At 73.9% G+C, this 17976-nt stretch carries 16 protein-coding genes; 8 read left to right on the top strand and 8 right to left on the bottom strand.

The window, feature by feature from the left end:
* Positions 1–8: 8 nt before the first annotated feature.
* Both ACH4K1_RS09175 and ACH4K1_RS09170 read right to left on the bottom strand, forming a co-directional pair.
* Positions 9–1235, bottom strand: coding sequence for an MFS transporter (locus ACH4K1_RS09175; RefSeq protein WP_398087969.1), 1227 nt, complete (start codon positions 1233–1235; stop codon positions 9–11).
* Positions 1236–1405: 170 nt separating this feature from the next.
* Positions 1406–2431, bottom strand: a complete 1026-nt coding sequence (locus tag ACH4K1_RS09170) for an endonuclease/exonuclease/phosphatase family protein (protein ID WP_398087968.1) — start codon at positions 2429–2431, stop codon at positions 1406–1408.
* Between the two features lie 370 nt (positions 2432–2801).
* Here ACH4K1_RS09170 and panB point away from each other — a divergent pair, with 370 nt between their 5' ends.
* The 3 genes from panB to ACH4K1_RS09155 all read left to right on the top strand — a co-directional run bounded on the left by panB (position 2802) and on the right by ACH4K1_RS09155 (position 5700).
* Positions 2802–3689 (top strand): 3-methyl-2-oxobutanoate hydroxymethyltransferase, encoded by an 888-nt coding sequence (gene panB / locus ACH4K1_RS09165; protein WP_398087966.1) that lies wholly within the window; start codon positions 2802–2804, stop codon positions 3687–3689.
* A 143-nt stretch (positions 3690–3832) separates the two neighbouring features.
* Positions 3833–4846: an ATP-binding cassette domain-containing protein gene (locus ACH4K1_RS09160; protein ID WP_398087964.1), complete on the top strand. Its 1014-nt coding sequence runs from the start codon at positions 3833–3835 to the stop codon at positions 4844–4846.
* A complete protein-coding gene (locus ACH4K1_RS09155; RefSeq protein WP_398087963.1) occupies positions 4843–5700 on the top strand; it encodes an ABC transporter permease in 858 nt (285 codons plus the stop codon). The genes ACH4K1_RS09160 and ACH4K1_RS09155 overlap by 4 nt, the downstream gene beginning before the upstream one ends.
* A 45-nt stretch (positions 5701–5745) precedes the next feature.
* Here the strand turns inward: ACH4K1_RS09155 and ACH4K1_RS09150 are convergent, their stop codons facing one another.
* Positions 5746–9132 carry an AfsR/SARP family transcriptional regulator gene (locus tag ACH4K1_RS09150; protein ID WP_398087961.1) on the bottom strand — a complete coding sequence of 1129 codons (3387 nt, stop codon included), beginning with the start codon at positions 9130–9132 and terminating at the stop codon, positions 5746–5748.
* A gap of 165 nt (positions 9133–9297) precedes the next feature.
* On the opposite strand from ACH4K1_RS09150, the gene ACH4K1_RS09145 reads away from it, so the two are divergent.
* Positions 9298–10104 (top strand): site-2 protease family protein, encoded by an 807-nt coding sequence (locus tag ACH4K1_RS09145; protein ID WP_398087960.1) that lies wholly within the window; start codon positions 9298–9300, stop codon positions 10102–10104.
* A 107-nt stretch (positions 10105–10211) separates the two neighbouring features.
* Here the strand turns inward: ACH4K1_RS09145 and ACH4K1_RS09140 are convergent, their stop codons facing one another.
* Entirely contained in the window at positions 10212–10406 is a 195-nt protein-coding gene (locus tag ACH4K1_RS09140; protein ID WP_398087958.1) for a hypothetical protein, read from the bottom strand.
* Positions 10407–10628: 222 nt separating this feature from the next.
* A complete protein-coding gene (npdG, locus tag ACH4K1_RS09135) occupies positions 10629–11339 on the bottom strand; it encodes an NADPH-dependent F420 reductase (RefSeq protein ID WP_398087957.1) in 711 nt (236 codons plus the stop codon).
* A gap of 274 nt (positions 11340–11613) precedes the next feature.
* Between npdG and ACH4K1_RS09130 the strand changes: the two genes are divergently transcribed.
* Positions 11614–12873, top strand: a complete 1260-nt coding sequence (locus tag ACH4K1_RS09130; protein ID WP_398088404.1) for an MFS transporter — start codon at positions 11614–11616, stop codon at positions 12871–12873.
* Positions 12874–13037: 164 nt separating this feature from the next.
* On the opposite strand, the gene ACH4K1_RS09125 is transcribed toward ACH4K1_RS09130, so the two are convergent.
* Positions 13038–13274 (bottom strand): hypothetical protein, encoded by a 237-nt coding sequence (locus tag ACH4K1_RS09125; RefSeq protein WP_398087956.1) that lies wholly within the window; start codon positions 13272–13274, stop codon positions 13038–13040.
* Between the two features lie 58 nt (positions 13275–13332).
* Between ACH4K1_RS09125 and map the strand changes: the two genes are divergently transcribed.
* Both map and ACH4K1_RS09115 read left to right on the top strand, forming a co-directional pair.
* A complete protein-coding gene (map, locus tag ACH4K1_RS09120) occupies positions 13333–14190 on the top strand; it encodes a type I methionyl aminopeptidase (RefSeq protein WP_228992918.1) in 858 nt (285 codons plus the stop codon).
* A gap of 205 nt (positions 14191–14395) precedes the next feature.
* Positions 14396–15061, top strand: a complete 666-nt coding sequence (locus tag ACH4K1_RS09115) for a heme oxygenase (biliverdin-producing) (RefSeq protein ID WP_398087953.1) — start codon at positions 14396–14398, stop codon at positions 15059–15061.
* 72 nt (positions 15062–15133) lie between these two features.
* On the opposite strand, the gene ACH4K1_RS09110 is transcribed toward ACH4K1_RS09115, so the two are convergent.
* Positions 15134–15811, bottom strand: coding sequence for a PhzF family phenazine biosynthesis protein (locus ACH4K1_RS09110; RefSeq protein ID WP_398087952.1), 678 nt, complete (start codon positions 15809–15811; stop codon positions 15134–15136).
* Positions 15812–15993: 182 nt separating this feature from the next.
* Between ACH4K1_RS09110 and ACH4K1_RS09105 the strand changes: the two genes are divergently transcribed.
* Positions 15994–17016, top strand: a complete 1023-nt coding sequence (locus ACH4K1_RS09105; protein ID WP_398087951.1) for a hypothetical protein — start codon at positions 15994–15996, stop codon at positions 17014–17016.
* A gap of 125 nt (positions 17017–17141) precedes the next feature.
* Here the strand turns inward: ACH4K1_RS09105 and ACH4K1_RS09100 are convergent, their stop codons facing one another.
* Positions 17142–17888 carry a bifunctional DNA primase/polymerase gene (locus tag ACH4K1_RS09100; protein WP_398087950.1) on the bottom strand — a complete coding sequence of 249 codons (747 nt, stop codon included), beginning with the start codon at positions 17886–17888 and terminating at the stop codon, positions 17142–17144.
* Between the last annotated feature and the right edge of the window lie 88 nt (positions 17889–17976).

Genomic DNA, 17976 nt, shown 5'->3' with positions numbered 1-17976 from the left:
GTGGGCGGTCACGGACGGAGAGCGTCGGTGGCCGCCTTCTCCTCGAACGCCGGACGGGCCGGGTGGGCCGCCACCACGCGGGACTTCCGCCCCGGCCCCCGGTCCAGGCGGCCCGCCGTCACCGCGAGCGCCAGGCCGATCACCGCGAGCGCCGCGCCCACCGGGGCCGGGGAGGTCCAGCCCCAGCCGGCCGCGATGGCCGCGCCGCCCAGCCAGGCGCCGCCCGCGTTGGCCAGGTTGAAGGCGGAGTGGTTGGAGGCGGAGGCCAGGGTGGGGGCGTCCTTCGCCTTGTTCATGACCAGCATCTGGAGCGGGGTCGTCGTCATGAACCCCACCGCCCCCAGCAGCACCACCAGCACCAGCGCCGCCCACCGCACGTGCACCACGAACGGGAAGACCGCCAGGACCACCGCGAGGGCGCCCAGCGATCCGTACAGGGTCGGGCGCAGCGCCCGGTCCGTGAGAGGGCCCGCGGCCAGGGCGCCCAGGGTCATGCCGATGCCGAAGAGGGCCAGGACCGGGGTGACGGCGGACTCGCCGAAGCCCATCGCCTTCGTGGTCATGGTCGAGAGGTACGCGTACACCGCGAAGACGCCGGCGAAGCCGAAGACGGCGGTGAGGAGGCCGAGGACCACCTGGCGGTTGCCGAGAGCGCGCACCTCGCGGCGGACGTCCTGGTGCGCCTCGACCGGGATGTGGGGTACCAGGCGGGCGAGGGCCGCCATCGCGGCGAGGCCGATCGCCGCGACCACGAGGAAGGTGGCGCGCCAGCCGAGGTGCTGGCCGAGCAGCGTGGCGGCGGGTACGCCGACGATGTTGGCCACGGTCAGGCCGAGGAACATCGTCGCGACGGCCCGCGCCTGACGGCCCTCGGTGACCAGCCGGGCGGCGACGACCGCGCCGACGCCGAAGAACGCGCCGTGCGGCAGTCCGGCGAGCAGGCGGCCCGCGATCAGCCAGCCGAAGTCCGGGGCGAGCGCGGAGGCCAGGTTGCCGACGGTGAAGACTGCCATCAGGAGCAGCAGCATCTTCTTGCGCGGGATGCGCGAGCCGAGGCCGGTGAGCAGAGGCGCACCGAGGACGACGCCGATCGCGTACGCCGACACGAGGTATCCGGCGGTGGGCACGGACGTGTCCAGGTCGTCCGCCACATTGGGGAGCAGCCCCATCATGACGAACTCCGTCGTGCCTATGCCGAAGGCGCTCACGGCCAGGGCGAGGAGGGCCAGGGGCATGGGGAGGGGGCCTTTCGCGATCACTCGGAACCAGGGGCGGAACGAAGAGCCGCCGCCTCGGAGGGACGCCGGGCGACGGCTGGGTCTTCGTTATGTATTCGACTGGAACAAATTGTCGCAGACGATTTATGCCCTGCGGTGAACGTCTGGTTGCGCGTGTGCGATCGCCGTCACAGCTCCACGCGCGCCGCGATCGGGAGGTGGTCGCTGTCGGTCGCCGCCAGGGTCCAGGACGCCTTCGGCTCGACGCCCTTGACCATGATCTGGTCGATCCGGGCCATCGGGAACGAGGCGGGCCAGCTGAAGCCGAACCCGTCGCCCGCCGCACCCTGGGTGGAGCGCATCTGCGCGGTGACCGCGTTCAGCGACCGGTCGTTCATGGTGCCGTTCAGGTCGCCGAGCAGGACGACGCGCGCCACCCGTTCGCGGGCGATGGCCTCGCCGAGCGCGTCGGCGCTGTCGTCGCGCTGGTTGGCGGTGAACCCGGCGTGCATCTTCACGCGGACGGACGGCAGGTGAGCGACGTACACCGCGACCTCGCCCTCGGGGGTGGCGACCGTGGAGCGCATCGCCCGGGTCCAGCCCATCTTGATGTCGACGGGCCTGGTCTCGGCCAGCGGGTACTTGCTCCACAGGCCCACGGTGCCCTGGACCGCGTGGTACGGGTAGCGGCCGGCCAGCGACTTCTCGTACGTGGCGACCTGCCGGCCCGGGAGTTCCTGGAGGGCCACGACGTCCGCGCCGGAACCGGCGACCTGCTGGGCGGTGCCCGCGGGGTCGGGGTTGTCGGCGTTGACGTTGTGGGTGGCGACGGTGAGGCCGCCGCCGGAGCCGGACTTGTCGGTGATCAGCCCGCCGAACATGTTGAGCCAGACCACGACGGGCAGCAGCAGCGCCACCAGGGCGGTCGCGGAGCGCCGCACCAGGGCCAGGACCAGCAGGACGGGGATGAGGAGCGCGACCCACGGCAGGAACGTCTCGACGAGGCTGCCGAGGTTGCCCAGGCGGTTGGGGATCCGCGCGTGGACGCCCATCAGCAGGGTCAACAGGACCGAGCAGAGGGCGAGCACGATGCCGCGCCGCCAGAGGCCCCGGTCGTTCCTCAGACGCCGCCCCAGGGCCCGGAAGCGGGAATCGCGGGCTCCGGGCTGCTCCGCGCTGCCGTTGTCCGTGTCCGCTCCGTACGCCTGCACCATCGCGCTGTCCTCACTGCCTTGCCCTGCACATCGCCGCGTTCCCGACCCTAGGCGATGAGGGGCCCCTTTCCCGCCGCCGACCCCGCCCGCGGGCCCGTCGGCCGGACGGCCCACCGGCCCGCCCGGCATCCGACGACGCGTACGGAGAGCCCGTACGGAAGGCAGGACGACCGGGACGGGACCGGGGGTTCCGGGCCGCGGCGGGGTGCGCGGCCTTGTGACAGAACGAGCACACTCGGGCGGGGCGCCTCCTCCGGCGGCCCGGCCCCGTGCGCGGGCCCACTTCCCGAGGGGCGGGGCGGGATGCCACCATGGAAAGGATCCGGGGACGCCGTCAGGGCGCCTCGAGATGACGAAGGAGCCACCGGCCATGTCGCTTCAGGCTGCACGGAAACAGCACCAGTCCTCCTCCGCGGGCGCGTCCGCCGACAGCAGCAAGGCGCTGTACGGAGGGAAGTCCACCCGCCGCATCACCGTCCACGACATCGCCGCCGCCACCGAGCGCGGCGAGAAGTGGCCCATGCTCACCGCCTACGACGCGATGACCGCGTCCGTCTTCGACGAGGCCGGCATCCCGGTCATGCTCGTCGGGGACTCGATGGGCAACTGCCACCTCGGCTACGAGACCACCGTGCCGGTCACGATGGACGAGATCGCCATGCTGTCCGCCGCCGTCGTCCGCGGCACCCGGCGCGCCCTGATCGTCGGGGACCTGCCCTTCGGCTCGTACCAGGAGGGCCCCGTCCAGGCGCTGCGCAACGCCACCCGGCTGATCAAGGAGGCGGGCGTCGGGGCGGTCAAGCTGGAGGGCGGCGAGCGGTCCCACGAGCAGATCCGGCTGCTGGTCGAGTCCGGCATCCCGGTCATGGGCCACATCGGCCTCACCCCGCAGTCCGTCAACGCGATGGGCTACCGGGTCCAGGGGCGCGGCGAGGAGGCCGCCCAGCAGCTGCTGCGCGACGCCAAGGCGGTGCAGGACGCGGGCGCGTTCGCCGTCGTGCTGGAGCTGGTCCCCGCCGAGCTGGCCGCCGAGGTCACCCGTACGCTGCACATCCCGACCGTCGGCATCGGCGCGGGGTCTGCGACCGACGCGCAGGTGCTCGTCTACACCGACATGGTCGGGCTGACCGGTGGCAAGGTGCCGCGCTTCACCAAGCAGTACGCGAATCTGCGCCAGGTGCTCGGCGACGCGGCGAAGGAGTTCGCGGAGGAGGTCGTCGGGGGCGCGTTCCCGGCGGCGGAGCACACCTTCCACTGAGCGGCCGGGCCCCGGGCCCTCGCAGCGGCCACCAGCCATTTCCCGCACCACCGACAGCCCGCCGACATCCCCCATCGGCGGGCTGTCGCGCGTGCGGCGCCCGTGTCGGCGGTCTGTCGGCGGGCGCTGGTCTGCTGGTGGCCATGGAACGAATCGACAAGAATCCCGGCAGCGGCCGGAACGCCGTCGAGGTGCGGGGGCTGGTCAAGCACTACGGCGCGACCAAGGCCCTGGACGGCGTGGACCTCGACGTCCGCGAAGGCACCGTCCTCGGTGTGCTCGGCCCCAACGGGGCGGGGAAGACCACCCTCGTACGCTGCCTGGCCACCCTGATCACGCCCGACGCCGGCCGTGCGGTCGTCGCGGGGTACGACGTGGTGAAGCAGCCCCGGCAGCTCCGCCGCACCATCGGCCTCACCGGGCAGTACGCCTCGGTCGACGAGAAGCTCTCCGGCCGGGAGAACCTCTACATGATCGGGCGGCTGCTCGATCTGCCCCGCAAGCGGGCGAGGGCCCGCGCCGACGAGCTGCTGGAGCGGTTCTCGCTCACCGGGGCCGCCAAGCGGGCCTGCATGGAGTACTCCGGCGGGATGCGCCGCCGGCTCGACCTGGCCGCCTCCATGATCGGCAGCCCCTCCGTGCTCTACCTGGACGAACCGACGACGGGGCTCGACCCCCGGACCCGCAACGAGGTGTGGGACGAGGTGCAGCGGATGGTCGCCGAGGGCGCGACCGTCCTGCTGACCACGCAGTACATGGAGGAGGCGGAGCAGCTGGCCGAGGAGCTGACCGTGATCGACCGCGGCAGGATCATCGCCCGGGGCGGGGTCGACGAGCTGAAGGCGAAGGTCGGCGGGCGCACGCTCCAGATCCGGCCGTCGGACCCGGCGGAGCTGGCCGCGATGGCGCAGGCGATCCGGGAGGCCGGGCTCGACGGCGTCGCCGGTGCGCAGGCGGTGCCGGACGAGGGCCTGTTGTACGTGCCGATCCTCAGCGACGGGCAGCTGACCGCCGTCATCGGGCTGCTGGGCGTGCGCGGCTTCTCCCTCGCCCATGTCTCCACCGCCCTGCCCAGCCTCGACGAGGTGTTCCTCGCGATCACCGGCGGCGAGGCCGCCTCCCTCTCCGACCAGGCTCCCCAGGAGGTCGCCGTATGAGCACCACGACCCTGTCCCCCGCACCCGCCGGCTCCGCGGGCGCCACCCCGGCACGGCCGGCGGCCGAGGAGGGCCGGATCGGGCTGCGGTCCCACCTCCGGCACATCGGGGCCCTGGCGCGGCGCAACCTGCTCCAGATCAAGAAGGACCCCGAGTCGATGTTCGACGTCCTTCTGATGCCGATCGTCTTCACGCTGCTGTTCGTGTACGTCTTCGGCGGCTCGGTCGGCGGCAGCCTCGGCGGGGGCCGGCAGGACTACCTGAACTACCTGGTCCCCGGGCTGATGGCGATGATGGGCATGAACATCGCCATGGCCGTGGGCACCGGCGTCAACGACGACTTCCGCAAGGGCGTCATGGACCGGTTCCGGACGATGCCGATCGCCCGCTCCTCGGTGCTCATCGCCAAGATCGTGGTCGAGCTGGGCCGGATGACGGTCGCGCTCGCCATCCTGCTCGCGATGGGCTTCGCCCTCGGCATGACCCTGGGCACGTCGGTGCTCGGCCTCCTGGGGGCCGTGGCCCTGTCGGCGGTGTTCGGCGCCGCCGTCATGTGGATCTTCATCGTGCTGGGGCTGGCCATGAAGACGGCCCAGGCGGTCCAGGGGATGGGGATGCTGGTGCTGATGCCGCTGCAGTTCGGGTCCTCCATCTTCGCCCCGCCGACGACCATGCCGGGCTGGCTGCGGACGTTCACGGACTACAACCCGCTGTCCAACCTCGCGGACGCGGTACGCGGCCTGATGATGGGCGGTCCGGTCGCGGACGCGGTCTGGATGACGCTCGCCTGGGCCGCCGCCATCACCGCGGTGATGGCCCCGCTGGCGGTGTCCAGGTTCCGCAGGAAGGCGTGAACGCGGGGGCGTCGCGTCACCGCGGACGCGACGCCGGCCGCCCCGTCACTCCGGCGGGTGCGCCCGCCGGTACGTCTCCGCCAGGGCGGTGGCCTCGTCGAGGGTGAGGCCGCCGCCCTGTCCGTACGCCGCCTCGTACGCCGCGTCGTCGCCGAGCCGGTCCCGGGCGGCCCGCTCGGTGAGCTCCAGGTTGCGGCGCTCCATCACCGTCGGCACGTGCCCCTTCGGCAGGAGCGTCTCCTGGAACCCGAGCAGCCGGGCGGCGTCCCGCGCCGCGTCGGCGCCGCCGAACCCGGCGAGCGCCTGGGCGGCGGCCGTCAGATGGGCCGACGGCATCTGCGGGGCCACCATCATCGACAGCGGCTCCCGCGCGCTCTCCAGCGCGGTCAGCGCGTTGGAGAGCGCGGAGGCGTGGTCGCCGTCGAGGTTGTCCAGCCAGGCCAGCACGCCGTGGACGAAACCGCCGAAGACGGCGACATCGCGGTCCTTGAAGTCCTCCCGGACCAGATGCGCCTGCTGCCGGGCCTCGCCCACCCGGCCCTGGAGCCCGAGGACGAACGCCAGATGCATACGGGCCATCGGCGTCGCCTCATGGCCCGACAGCCGGCCGTTGGTGACGTCACGCAGGATGGCCTCGGCCTCCGGGAGCCGTTCGAGCTCGATGAGGGCTCCGGCGTACCGGGCCCGCAGCAGCGCCGCCTGGCTCTGGGCGCCGATCTTCCGCGCGTACTCCACGGCCTCCCGGTAGTCGTCCAGGGCCGCCGGGAAGTCGCCGGCCTGCTCGTTGGCCTCGCCCCGGGCGGAAAGGGCTTCGGCGGCGCCCCAGTCGTCGCCGAGCCGCGTGTAGATCTCCAGGCTCTCGTCGGCGTCGGCGCGCGCGTCCGCCACCCGCTCGGGGCTGTTGGACCGGATGTTGGCGCGGGTGTGGAGCGCGGAGCCCAGCTCCCACTCGCCGCCGTGCACCCGCGAGGCCCGGACCGTCTCGTCGAGCACCGCGTTCAGCCGGTCCTGGTCGCCGGTGAGCATGATCGCGAACAGCCACAGCGTTCCGGGCAGTCGGCAGGTCTGCGGCATGCCGGGCCGGTAGGTGTCCGCGACGATCCTCAGCCGCTCCTTGCCCTCGGGAGTCGACCAGGTGCTGATCGCGTGGTCCGCCCCGGCCAGTTGGAGGAGGGCCGCCCCGCGCCGCGCCTCCGCGAGCTGTTCGTCGTCCATCGGCGGCGGCCGGTCGATGGGCCGCTCCAGGAGCGCCGGGGCCCGGCCGCCGGGCGCGGCGAAGGGGTCGGGGCCGAGCGCCGTCACGGACGCGCTCCACTGACCGGCGTCCGAGCGCAGGTCCCGCAGCATCCAGTACCAGGCCAGCGACAGCACGATGCACAGCGCCTCGTGCTCGTCCCGGGCGGCGACGGCGTGGCGGAGCGCGGTGCGCAGGTTCTCGTACTCGCGCTGGAGGACCGCGATCGCGTCGCGCTGCCCGGCGCCGCGCACCTTGGGTCCGGTGCGGCGGGCCAGCTCCCGGTAGTGGACCAGGTGACGGTGTTCGACGGCGCCGCGCTCGGCGGCGTCCGCCAGGCGCTCGGCCGCGTACTCGCCGACCGTCTCCAGCAGCCGGTAGCGCATCTCGCCGTCCCCGCCGGGCGCGGCGACCACGAGCGACTTGTCGACGAGGGAGCCGAGCAGGGCCGCGACGTCGAGGGAGTCCACGGTGACGCCGTCGGCCGGTTCGGGCAGGGCGCAGACCTCCTCGGCGGCGGCCAGCGAGCAGCCCCCGGCGAAGACGGAGAGGCGGCGCAGCACGGCGCGTTCGGCGGCGTCCAGCAGCTCCCAGGACCAGTCGACCACCGCGCGCAGGGTCTGCTGGCGGGGCAGCACGGTACGGCTGCCGCTGGTGAGGAGGCGGAAGCGGTCGTCGAGCCGGTCGGCGATCTGACGCGGGGTGAGCATCCGCAGCCGGGCGGCGGCCAGTTCGATGGCGAGCGGCAGCCCGTCCAGTCGGCGGCAGATCTCGGCGCAGGCGGCGGCGGTCGCCCCGTCCGCGTCGGTACGGAAGCCGGGCCGGGCCGCCGCCCCCCGCTCGGCGAGCAGCCGCAGCGCCATCGGGTCGGGCAGCGGGTCGACGGGGCGCACCGACTCCCCCGGTACGCCCAGCGGTTCACGGCTGGTCGCGAGGATCGTCAGCTGCGGGCAGTGGGCGAGGAGGTGGTCGGCCAGGGCGGCGGCCGCGCCGATGACGTGCTCGCAGTTGTCCAGCAGGAGCAGCATCCGGCGCGGCGCGCAGTGCTCGGTGAGGCGTACGAGGGGGTCGGCGGCGGCCCGGTCGGTGGCCCGCAGCTCCTCGGCCCCGGCGCCGCGCAGCACGGTCTCGCGGGCGCCGAGCGCGGTCAGGACCGCCTCGGGCACGGTGTCCGGGTCGTCGACGGGGGCCAGCTCGGCCAGCCAGACGCCCTCGGGCCACGCCTCGGAAGCGGCCTCGGCGGCCTCCTGGGACAGCCGGGTCTTGCCCGCGCCGCCGGGGCCGAGCAGCGTGACGAGCCGGGAGCGGCCGAGGTCCTCGCGCAGGGCGGCGATGTCGGTGTCCCGCCCGACGAAACTGGTGAGCCGGGCCCGGAGGTTGCCCGGGACGGGCCTGGGGGGCGCCGGGGCCTGGCGGGACGACGCCCCCCGGTGGAGCGGCGGTTCCCGGCGAGGGGACGGTTCCGGGCCGGACGGCGGCTCCTGGTGGAGCAGTTCGGCGTGCAGGGCGCGCAGGGCCGGGCCGGGCGCGGTGCCGAGCCGGTCGTCGAGCAGGGTGCGCACCTCCTCGTACGCGGCCAGCGCCTCGGCGGGGCGTCCGGTGTCCCGCAGGGCCCTGATGCGCAGCGCCTGCAACGGTTCGTCGAGCGGACGGGCGTCGCAGAGCACGGCCAGCTCCGGCAGCGCCTCCCCCGGCCTGCCGAGGGCCAGGAGGGCCCCGAGCGAGGCCCGCCGGGCGTCGAGCCTGCGGGCCTCCCAGCGGGACGCGGCCGCCGCCCGGTCGGGAAGATCGGCGAGGGCGGGCCCGTTCCACAGGGCGAGCGCCTCCCCCAGGGCGGCGAGGGCGTTCTCCGCGTCGCCGTCCTCCAGGGCCCGGCTCCCCTCCCCCGCCAGCCGCTCGAACCGGTACAGGTCCACGGCGTCCGGCGCGGCGGCGAGCCGGTAGCCGCCCTCCGCGGACTCGACGGCGCCGTGGCCCAGCGCGCGCCGCAGCCGTCCCACGAGGGCCTGGAGCGCACCGGCGGCGTCGGCGGGAGGGTCGCCGTCCCACACCTCGTCGACGAGGGCCCCTGCTGAAACGGTCCGCCCGGGGCGCAGCGCGAGGACGGTGAGGAGGGCGCGCAGCCGCGCCCCGCCGAGGGCGACGGCCGTGCCGTCGTCGCGGAGTGCCCGGGTGGTGCCGAGAACGCAGTAGTGCACGGGCCCATTGTCCGTGACGGCCGGCGGACCGGCGGTGGCCGGGGGGAACTCCACAAGCGGTCGCCGACGTTCCGGCTGTGCCGGACCGTACGATCGCCCGAGCCCGTACCGCCCCACCCCGTCACCCGCCCCGCCCCCCTACCGTCCCCCAGGAGTCGAACGCCGATGACCCAAACAGCCACCCGGAGCGACCGGAGGATCAGCCCGGTCTTCCTCGGCATCGCCGCCGTCACCGCGGTCGCGGGCTGGGCGGTGTGGACGGGTTTCGCGGACTCCACCGGCTTCGCGGTCTTCCTGTTCGTCACCGGGGCCTGGATCGTCTCGCTCTGCCTGCACGAGTACGCGCACGCCCGGACCGCGCTGCACAGCGGGGACCTCACGGTCGGGGCGAAGGGCTACCTGACGCTCGACCCGCTGAAGTACACGCACGCCCTGCTCAGCATCGTGCTGCCGGTGATCTTCGTGATCATGGGCGGGATCGGGCTGCCCGGCGGCGCGGTGTACATCGAGCGGGGCCGTATCCGGGGCCGGTGGAAGCACAGCCTGATCTCGGCGGCGGGCCCGCTGACCAACGTCGTGTTCGCGGTGGTGTGCACGGCCCCGTTCTGGCTGGGCGCGCTCGACGGGGTGCCGCGCGCCTTCTCGTACGCGCTGGCGTTCCTGGCGATGCTCCAGGTGACGGCGGCGATCCTGAACTTCCTGCCGATCCCTGGCCTTGACGGGTACGGGGTGATCGAGCCCTGGCTCTCGTACCGGATCCGCCGCCGGGTGGAGCCGTTCGCCCCGTTCGGGCTGATCGCGGTGTTCGCGCTCCTGTGGGTTGCCGAGGTGAACACCGCGTTCTTCGACGCGGTCCACGCCCTGCTGCGGGGGTTGGGCGTCGAGGAGTTCCAGCGGTACTGCGGCTACGACCTGTACCGCTTCTGGCGGGGCTTCTTCGACGAGCAGGACCCGGGCTGCGCGGTGGGCTGACCCGTGCGGCCGGGCGCGTTCCGGAACGGCGGCGGCAGCCAGGGCGGAAAGGCCCCGCCGGAACCGGGGCCGCCCGGGATCCTGAAGGCCAGGAGGGGGCCGGAGGGTCAGGCCGCGTCCGGGGCGGTGGCGGCGTCGGTGGTCAGCCGGTGCCTGCGGACGTAGAACCAGGTCATGTTCGACGAGAGCCCCGCGATGAGCACCCAGACGATCCCGAGCAGGCTGCCCTGGGCGAAGGAGACCACGGCCGCCACGACGGCGAGGACGCAGACGACGAGGGCGTAGAGGGCGATGCGGGGCATGGGGGTCGACTCCTGTCGGAACGGGTCGCGCTCCCTGGGGGGAACGGTCGCGGTCCCCTCCAGTGTCCCCCATGCCCCGATGTGCCCCGCCCCGGGGAGCATCCGGACCCTCCCGCGCGGCGCGCGACCGGCCGCCGGACGACGGCGGCGCGGGCCCCGGACGACGACGGCGCGGACGTCAGGCGTCGGTGGCGCGGACGCCGGACGACGACGGCGCGGGCGTCAGACGTCGGTGGCGCGCAGCCCGGCATGGGCCTTGTAGCGGCGGTTGACCGAGATCAGGTTGGCGACCAGCGACTCGACCTGGTGGGCGTTGCGGAGCCGGCCCGCGAAGACGCCCCGCATCCCGGGGATGCGGCTCGCCAGCGCCTGCACGAGGTCGGTGTCGGCCCGCGCCTCGCCCAGGACCAGCACGTCGGTGTCGATCTCCTCGATGGCCTCGTCCTGGAGCAGCACGGCCGAGAGGTGGTGGAAGGCGGCGGTGACCCGGGAGTCCGGAAGGAGGGCGGCGGCCTGCTCGGCGGCGCTGCCCTCCTCCGGCTTGAGGGCGTAGGCGCCCTTCTTGTCGAAGCCGAGCGGGTTGACGCAGTCGATGACGAGCTTGCCCGCCAGCTCCTCGCGCAGGGAGTCCAGCGTCGCCGCGTGGCCCTCCCACGGCACGGCGACGATCACGATGTCGCTGCGCCGGGCGCACGCGGCGTTGTCCGCGCCCTCGATGCCGAAGCCCAGCTCGGCGGCGGCCTGCTCGGCGCGGGCCGCGTCCCGGGAGCCGAGCGTCACCTTCTGCCCGGCGCGGGCGAGCCGGTAGGCGAGGCCGCGCCCCTGCGGTCCGGTCCCGCCGAGCACGCCGACGCTCAGGCCGGAGACGTCGGGCAGGTCCCAGGGGTCCTTGGCGGGGGGCTTGGGCGCGTTGCCGTTGTCCTGTGTAGTCATGGCCCGACCCTACTGCCAGGTAGCGCCCGGGACGCCGCCCCCGGCCCCGGGCGCCGCTCCCCGTGCGGTCGCCCGTTCGCATGAGGGAGCCGGAAGGGGGCCGGGGCGGGACGGCACTGCCGGACGCGCCGGACCGGCCGGTCGGGCCCGCGGGGGATACCCGGTTGCCCGGGGCGCCCCGTTGTACGGATGATGACCCCTCGTGACCACAGCACCTCCGCCGCCCGGCCCCTCCTCGCCCCCGCCCGCCCCCGCCCCGCCGCGGCCGGGCAGGATCCGCGCCCTGCTCCCGGACCTCGCGCCGTGGCGTTCCTCGGCGGACTTCCGGCTGCTGTGGGTCCAGGGCCTCATCACGTACTTCGGCAGCTTCATGGCGCTCATCGCGCTGCCGCTCCAGATCAAGGACCTCACCGGCTCCCCGCTCGCGGTCGGGGCGATGGGCGCGGTGGAGCTGATCCCGCTGGTGGTGTTCGGGCTGTACGGGGGCGCGCTCGCGGACTCGGCCGACCGCCGCCGGGTCATCCTGCTCACCGAGGCGGGGCTCGGGGTGCTCGCCGCGATCCTGCTGGTGAACTCGTTGCTGCCCGAGCCGCTGCTGTGGCCGCTGTACGTGGTGGCCGGCGGGGTGTCCGCGCTGGCCGGGCTCCAGCGGCCCGCGCTGGACTCCCTGATGGCCCGGATCGTGCCGCACGCCCAGCAGACGGCGGCGGCCGCGCTGAACTCGCTGCGCTGGCAGATCGGGGCCATCGCGGGCCCGGCGCTGGCCGGGCTGGTGGTGGCGTACGCGGGTCACGGCACGGCGTACGGGGTGACGGTGTGCACGTTCGCCGTCTCCGTCGTGCTCTGCCTGCGGCTCTCCCCCGCCCCGCCGGCCGGCGGGGCGCAGAAGCCGTCGCTGCGCGGGATCGTGGAGGGGGCGCGGTACGCCTGGAGCCGCCCGGTGCTGCTGGGGACGTACGCGATCGACCTGGCCGCGATGTTCTTCGCCTTCCCCAACACGATCTTCCCCTTCCTGGCGGACGACCTGGACGCGGAGTGGTCGCTGGGCCTGATGTACGCGGCGGGGTCGGTCGGCTCGCTGGCGCTGGGGCTGACCAGCGGCTGGACGAGCCGGGTGCGGCGGCACGGGCTGTTCGTGGTGTTCGGCGCGGCGGCGTGGGGGCTGGCGATCGCCGCGGCGGGCTGGTTCTCCAGCGTGTGGGTGGTGCTGCTCTGCCTGGCGGTGGCGGGTGCGGGCGACATGTTGAGCGGGCTGGGCCGCTCCACCATCTGGAACCAGACGATCCCGGAGGAGCTGCGGGGCCGCCTGGCGGGCATCGAGGTGCTGTCGTACAGCGTCGGGCCGCAGCTGGGCCAGGTGCGGGCCGGGGCGATGGCCGGCTGGACGGGAACCCGGTCGGCGATCTGGACGGGCGGGGTGGCGTGCGTGGCGTCGGTGGCGCTGCTGACGGCGGCGCTGCCGAAGCTGGTGCGGTACGACTCCGAGACGGACGAGGACGCCGTGCGCAGGCGGGCGGCCCGGCCCGAGGCGTGACCGCACGGGTCGGGCGGCCCGGGGCCGCGGCGCCCCGCGCGGGGCCCGCACCCCGCCGGGCGGGCGCCGGACGCGCCGGTCCTCCCCCGCCCGGGCCCCGCGGGGAGAGGGGCCGCACAGGCCCCGCGGGAGAGGGGCCGCACGGGCCCCGCGGGGAGGGGGCCTCAGCCGTCGGACGGCCGGGAGGGCCCCTTGTCGTCGTCGTGCCACTTGGGGTCGGTGTCCCACTCCAGGTTCCGGTCGCGCGCCGTCTCCATCGCGTGCTGGGCCGCCGCGCGGGAGGGGTAGGGGCCGAATCGGTTCTGCGCCGGGCATTCCGGGCCTTCCTCGACCTTCTTGTGCTCCAGGCAGTAGTACCACTCGCCCGGTTTGCCCACCGTGCGCTTCTTGAACAAGGCCATCGACGGCTCCTTTCCTTATCGCCATGGTGCCCCGAGGCCGCTGGTTAGACTCGCTGACATGTCTGGCCAGTCGCTTCTCGTACCAGGGGAGATCACTCCCGTCCGTTCCGTACCCGGAAAAATCCGGCGCCCCGAGTACGTGGGGAAGCCGGCTCCGACGCCGTACACCGGCCCGGAGGTCCAGGACGCCGAAACCGTGGAGCGGATGCGCGTCGCGGGCCGTATCGCCGCGCAGGCGATGGAGGAGGCCGCCAAGCACATCGCCCCGGGCGTCACCACGGACGAGCTCGACCGGGTCGCCCATGAATTCATGCTCGACCACCACGCGTACCCCTCCACCCTCGGCTACCGGGGCTTCCCGAAGTCGCTGTGCACCTCGGTCAACGAGGTCATCTGCCACGGCATCCCCGACTCCACCGTGCTGCGCGACGGCGACATCGTGAACCTGGACGTCACCGCGTACATCGACGGGGTGCACGGCGACAACAACGCCACCTACCTCTGCGGCGACGTGGACGAGGAGTCCCGGCTCCTGGTCGAGCGCACCCGGGAGTCGCTGAACCGGGCCATCAAGGCGGTCAGGCCGGGGCGGCAGATCAACGTGATCGGCCGGGTCATCGAGTCGTACGCGAAACGGTTCGGCTACGGGGTGGTCCGCGACTTCACCGGCCACGGCATCAACACCTCGTTCCACTCCGGCCTGATCATCCCGCACTACGACAGCCCGCACGCCACCACCGTGATGCAGCCCGGCATGACGTTCACCATCGAGCCGATGCTGACGCTGGGCACCCACGAGTACGAGATGTGGGAGGACGGCTGGACCGTGGTGACGAAGGACCGGAAGCGGACGGCCCAGTTCGAGCACACGCTGGTGGTCACGGAGACCGGGGCGGAGATCCTCACCCTCCCGTAGACCGCCCCGCACCCACAGAACGGCGCCCTCCGCGCCCTCCGCGCCCAGGTTTACCGACAAGCGGTCGGCAACCGGTTGACTTAGGTAAACCTAAGAAGGAGGATCGGCGTACCGGCACGCGCCGCCGCACCGCCGCGGTGGTCGCCTGCCGGCATCTCCGTCCCTTTCCGGACGTCCCGTCCCCCTCGGTCCCCGGAGGCCCGCCTTGGACGCAACCGCCACCGCCACCCCCTTCTCGACGCTGATCCGCACCGCGTCGCACGAGCAGCACACCGAGGCCGAGACCTCGACCTTCATGAGCGACCTGCTCGGCGGGCGGCTGGGGGTGGACGCGTACACGCGCTACACCGAGCAGCTGTGGTTCGTGTACCGGGCGCTGGAGGAGGGCGCGGAGGCCCTGCGCGGGGATCCGGTCGCCGGCCCGTTCATACGGGCCGAGCTGATGCGCTCCGCCGAACTGGAGCGCGACCTCGCGCATCTGCGCGGAGCCGCCTGGCGCGAGGGCCTCGAACCGCTGCCCGCCACCGCGGCGTACGCGGCCCGGGTCGCGGAGTGCGCGCGCACCTGGCCCGCCGGTTACGTCGCCCACCACTACACGCGCTACCTGGGCGACCTGTCGGGCGGTCAGATCATCCGCGACAAGGCGGAGAAGACCTGGGGGTTCGAGCGCAAGGGCGACGGCGTCCGGTTCTACGTCTTCGAGCGGATCGCCAACCCGGCGGCCTTCAAGCGGGGTTACCGGGAGCTGCTGGACGCGGTGGACGCGGACGACCTGGAGAAGCAGCGGATCGTCGAGGAGTGCAGGCGGGCCTTCGCGCTGAACACCGCGGTCTTCCACGCGTTGGGCGCGGCCTTCCCGCTCGGCGCGTGACCGGCTGACGGACGCGAGGCGGCTCCGCCGGGGCCTTCCGGTGGGGCCGCCCGCCTTCCGGCCGACCGGGGTTCAGCCCCGGACCGCCATCAGGACGCGGCCCCCGACCTCCACCGCGCCGTCCGGCGCTGGCGCGGTGAGGATCTGGGAGCCGCGGCCCTGCGTGATGTTCAGGGCCCGGCCGAGGCGGGCGCTGAGCAGGAGGGCCGCCGCGCCCGTCGCCTCGTCCTCGACGGTCCCGGACCCCTCCCCGCGCCTCGGGAAGGCCCGTGCACGCACCCGGCCGGCCGCCTCGTCCTCCCAGGCCCAGGCGTAGAGCCACCCCTCGCCGGGCGGCGGCCCCGGCAGCGCCTCCACCTCGGCGGCGCTCGCGTACCGCTGGAGTGTGCGGGGAGGGGCCCACTCGGGGCGGGCCGTGATCCAGGTGAACTCGCCGTCCTGGCGCGCGAACACGTCCCCGACCGCCAGCTCCAGGACCTCCAGGTCGAGCAGCCAGGCCGCCCCCACCAGCGGATGCCCGGCGAACGGCAGCCGCAGCCCCGGGGCGTGGATGTCCACCCGTCCGCGTTCCGGGTCGTCGACGAACACGGTCTCGCTGAAGCCGAGTCGCCGGGCCAACCGCTGCCGGGACGCCTCGTCGGGGTGGCCGCGCCCGTCGCGTACGACGCCCAGGGCGTTGCCGTGCCGGCCGTCGGGTCCGCAGAACACCCGCAGGACGTCGATGCCCGGGGGTACGTCGTAGTCGTTCACGGGGGCATTCAAGCACTGCCGGGCGGGGGGCGCTGCGGCTGTCGGGTCCGGTCCGGCCCCGGCCCGCGGGGCGGGCCGCGGCGGGGACGGCGTATCCGGTCCCCGCCCGCCCGCCGTTCGCCGCCCGGTAGGGTTTCGACGGTCAGTGCGGGCGACGGATGCAGAAGGCGCAGAAGCAACGGATGACGAGACACCCTGGGCTGGGCCGGCTGGCGGCGGGGATCGCGACGGCGACGGTGCTGTGCGTGACGGCGAGCGGCTGTGTGACGGTGCACGGGGAGCTGGAAGTGCTGCCCGGCGCGAAGAAGTCCGAGGCGGCGCGGGCCCTCAAGGACTTCACCGACGCCTACAACGCGGCGGACCAGGCGTTCGATCCGGCGCTGGACGCGGACCGGGTGACGGGTTCGCTCGGCGCGATCAACCAGGCCGGGCTGAAGGCGCGGCGGACGTACAACCCCGACGGCAACAAGCGGCATCGGCCCCTGGTGCTGGACGACGCGACCTACGTCGTCCCCAAGAAGGCGGGCTGGCCGCGCTGGTTCCTCGCCGACACCGACTCCAACCGGGACGAGGAAGGCGGGAAGCTGGACACCCGCTGGCTGCTGGTGTTCGTACGGTCGGGCCCCGACGCGCTGTGGAAGGCGGCGTACCTCGCGGTCCTCCCGCCGTCGCAGGTACCGGAGTTCGCCCTGGACGAGGACGGCCTCGCCTCGCCGGTGGAACCGCGGGACGACACGCTGGCGGTGGCGCCCGCGGAGCTGAGCTCCTCGTACACCGGTTTCCTGCAGAACGGCTCTCCCGACGTGTTCGCCCCCTCCGCGTCGACCACGGGGTGGCGCGAGACGCGACGTACCACCAGAAGGCCGGGGTTCACCTACCAGTACGTCGACCAGCCGTTGACAAACGCGGCGTTCGCACCGCTCGGGCTGCGCACCGAGGACGGCGGGGCGCTGGTCTTCTTCAGCAGCAGGCACTTCGAACGGCAGACGGCGGCGAAGGGTCTGCGCCCGGAGGTGAACGCGGACACGAAGGCGCTGCTCAGCGGCGAGGTGAACAGCAGCCTGACCAAGGAGCGGATCTCCGGCCAGGTGGTGCACGTGCCGCCGCGCGCCGAGGGGGCCGGTTCCGGCTCGGACGCGGGCGGCGGCGGCAAGGTGAGGATGCTGAACCGGCTGCCGGGTCTGGTCGCGGCGAAGGGCGAGTAGGAGCGCGCCGGGCCGGGTGCGGGACCGCGGCTCACACGTCGGCGGCCTGCCGACCCGCCCCGCCCCGCACAGCTCACCCGGCGGAGCCTCCCGGCCCACCGCCGCACGGCTCACGTGTCAACGGCCTACCGGCTCAGCGGCCAGGCCACCGCGTCGTGGTCCAGGTCGCTCTGCTCGGCGCTGTCCGCGTACCGCGCGCAGGCGTCGGTGAGCGTCTCCAGGAGGGTCAGCGGGTCGGGCAGCTCGTGCTCCGGGCCGCGGACCCAGCGCACGTCCAGCTCCCCGGGGAGCCGGGCCGGGGGCAGCAGGACGTAGCTCCCCCGGCAGTGCCAGCGCAGGCCCGGGTGGGCGTCCATGGTCTCGGGATGGCAGTCCAGCTCACAGGGCCACCACTCGTCCTCGTCCTCGGGGGTGCCGCGCGTGGCGGTGAAGAAGAGCATCCGGTCCTCGCCGGACTGGGCGACCGGGCCGACGTCGACGCCCGCCTCGAGAAGTCGCTCCAGGGCCTCCCGGCCGGCGGTGAGCGGGACGTCCAGCACGTCGTGGACCATGCCGGTCGCGGTGATGAAGTTGGCCAGCGGCTGGCCGGCGGCCCAGCGCTCGATCTGGGCGCGGTCGGTGGTCGACTGCGTCTGCCAGGCGAAGGAGACGGGATGGCGGGCGGGGGTGGGACAGCCGATGCGCTCGCACGAACATCGGTAGCCGAGGGGGTGGGCGGCGGGGGCGATGGGCATGCCCGCGTCGGCGACCGCCAGGAGCAGCGCCACTCTGGCCGTCTCGTCGGCCTCGGCCCCCGATGGTTTGGGACGTCGCCGCAGCCACTGGGAGATCCTGCTCTCTGTGCCGCGGAAACGGCCGGAATCGGCGCCCATCTATCCCCTCACCTCAGCAGTTCACCTCAGCGTTGCCTCTCCATGGTCGCACCATCCTGCGGTTCGGGTGGCCAGAGTTCACCAGCGG

Origin of the sequence: Streptomyces sp. NPDC017448 (genome assembly GCF_044330565.1) — a bacterium.
In the GTDB taxonomy this organism is placed as follows: Bacteria; Actinomycetota; Actinomycetes; order Streptomycetales; family Streptomycetaceae; genus Streptomyces.
This window is presented reverse-complemented; position numbering and strand designations above follow the sequence as displayed.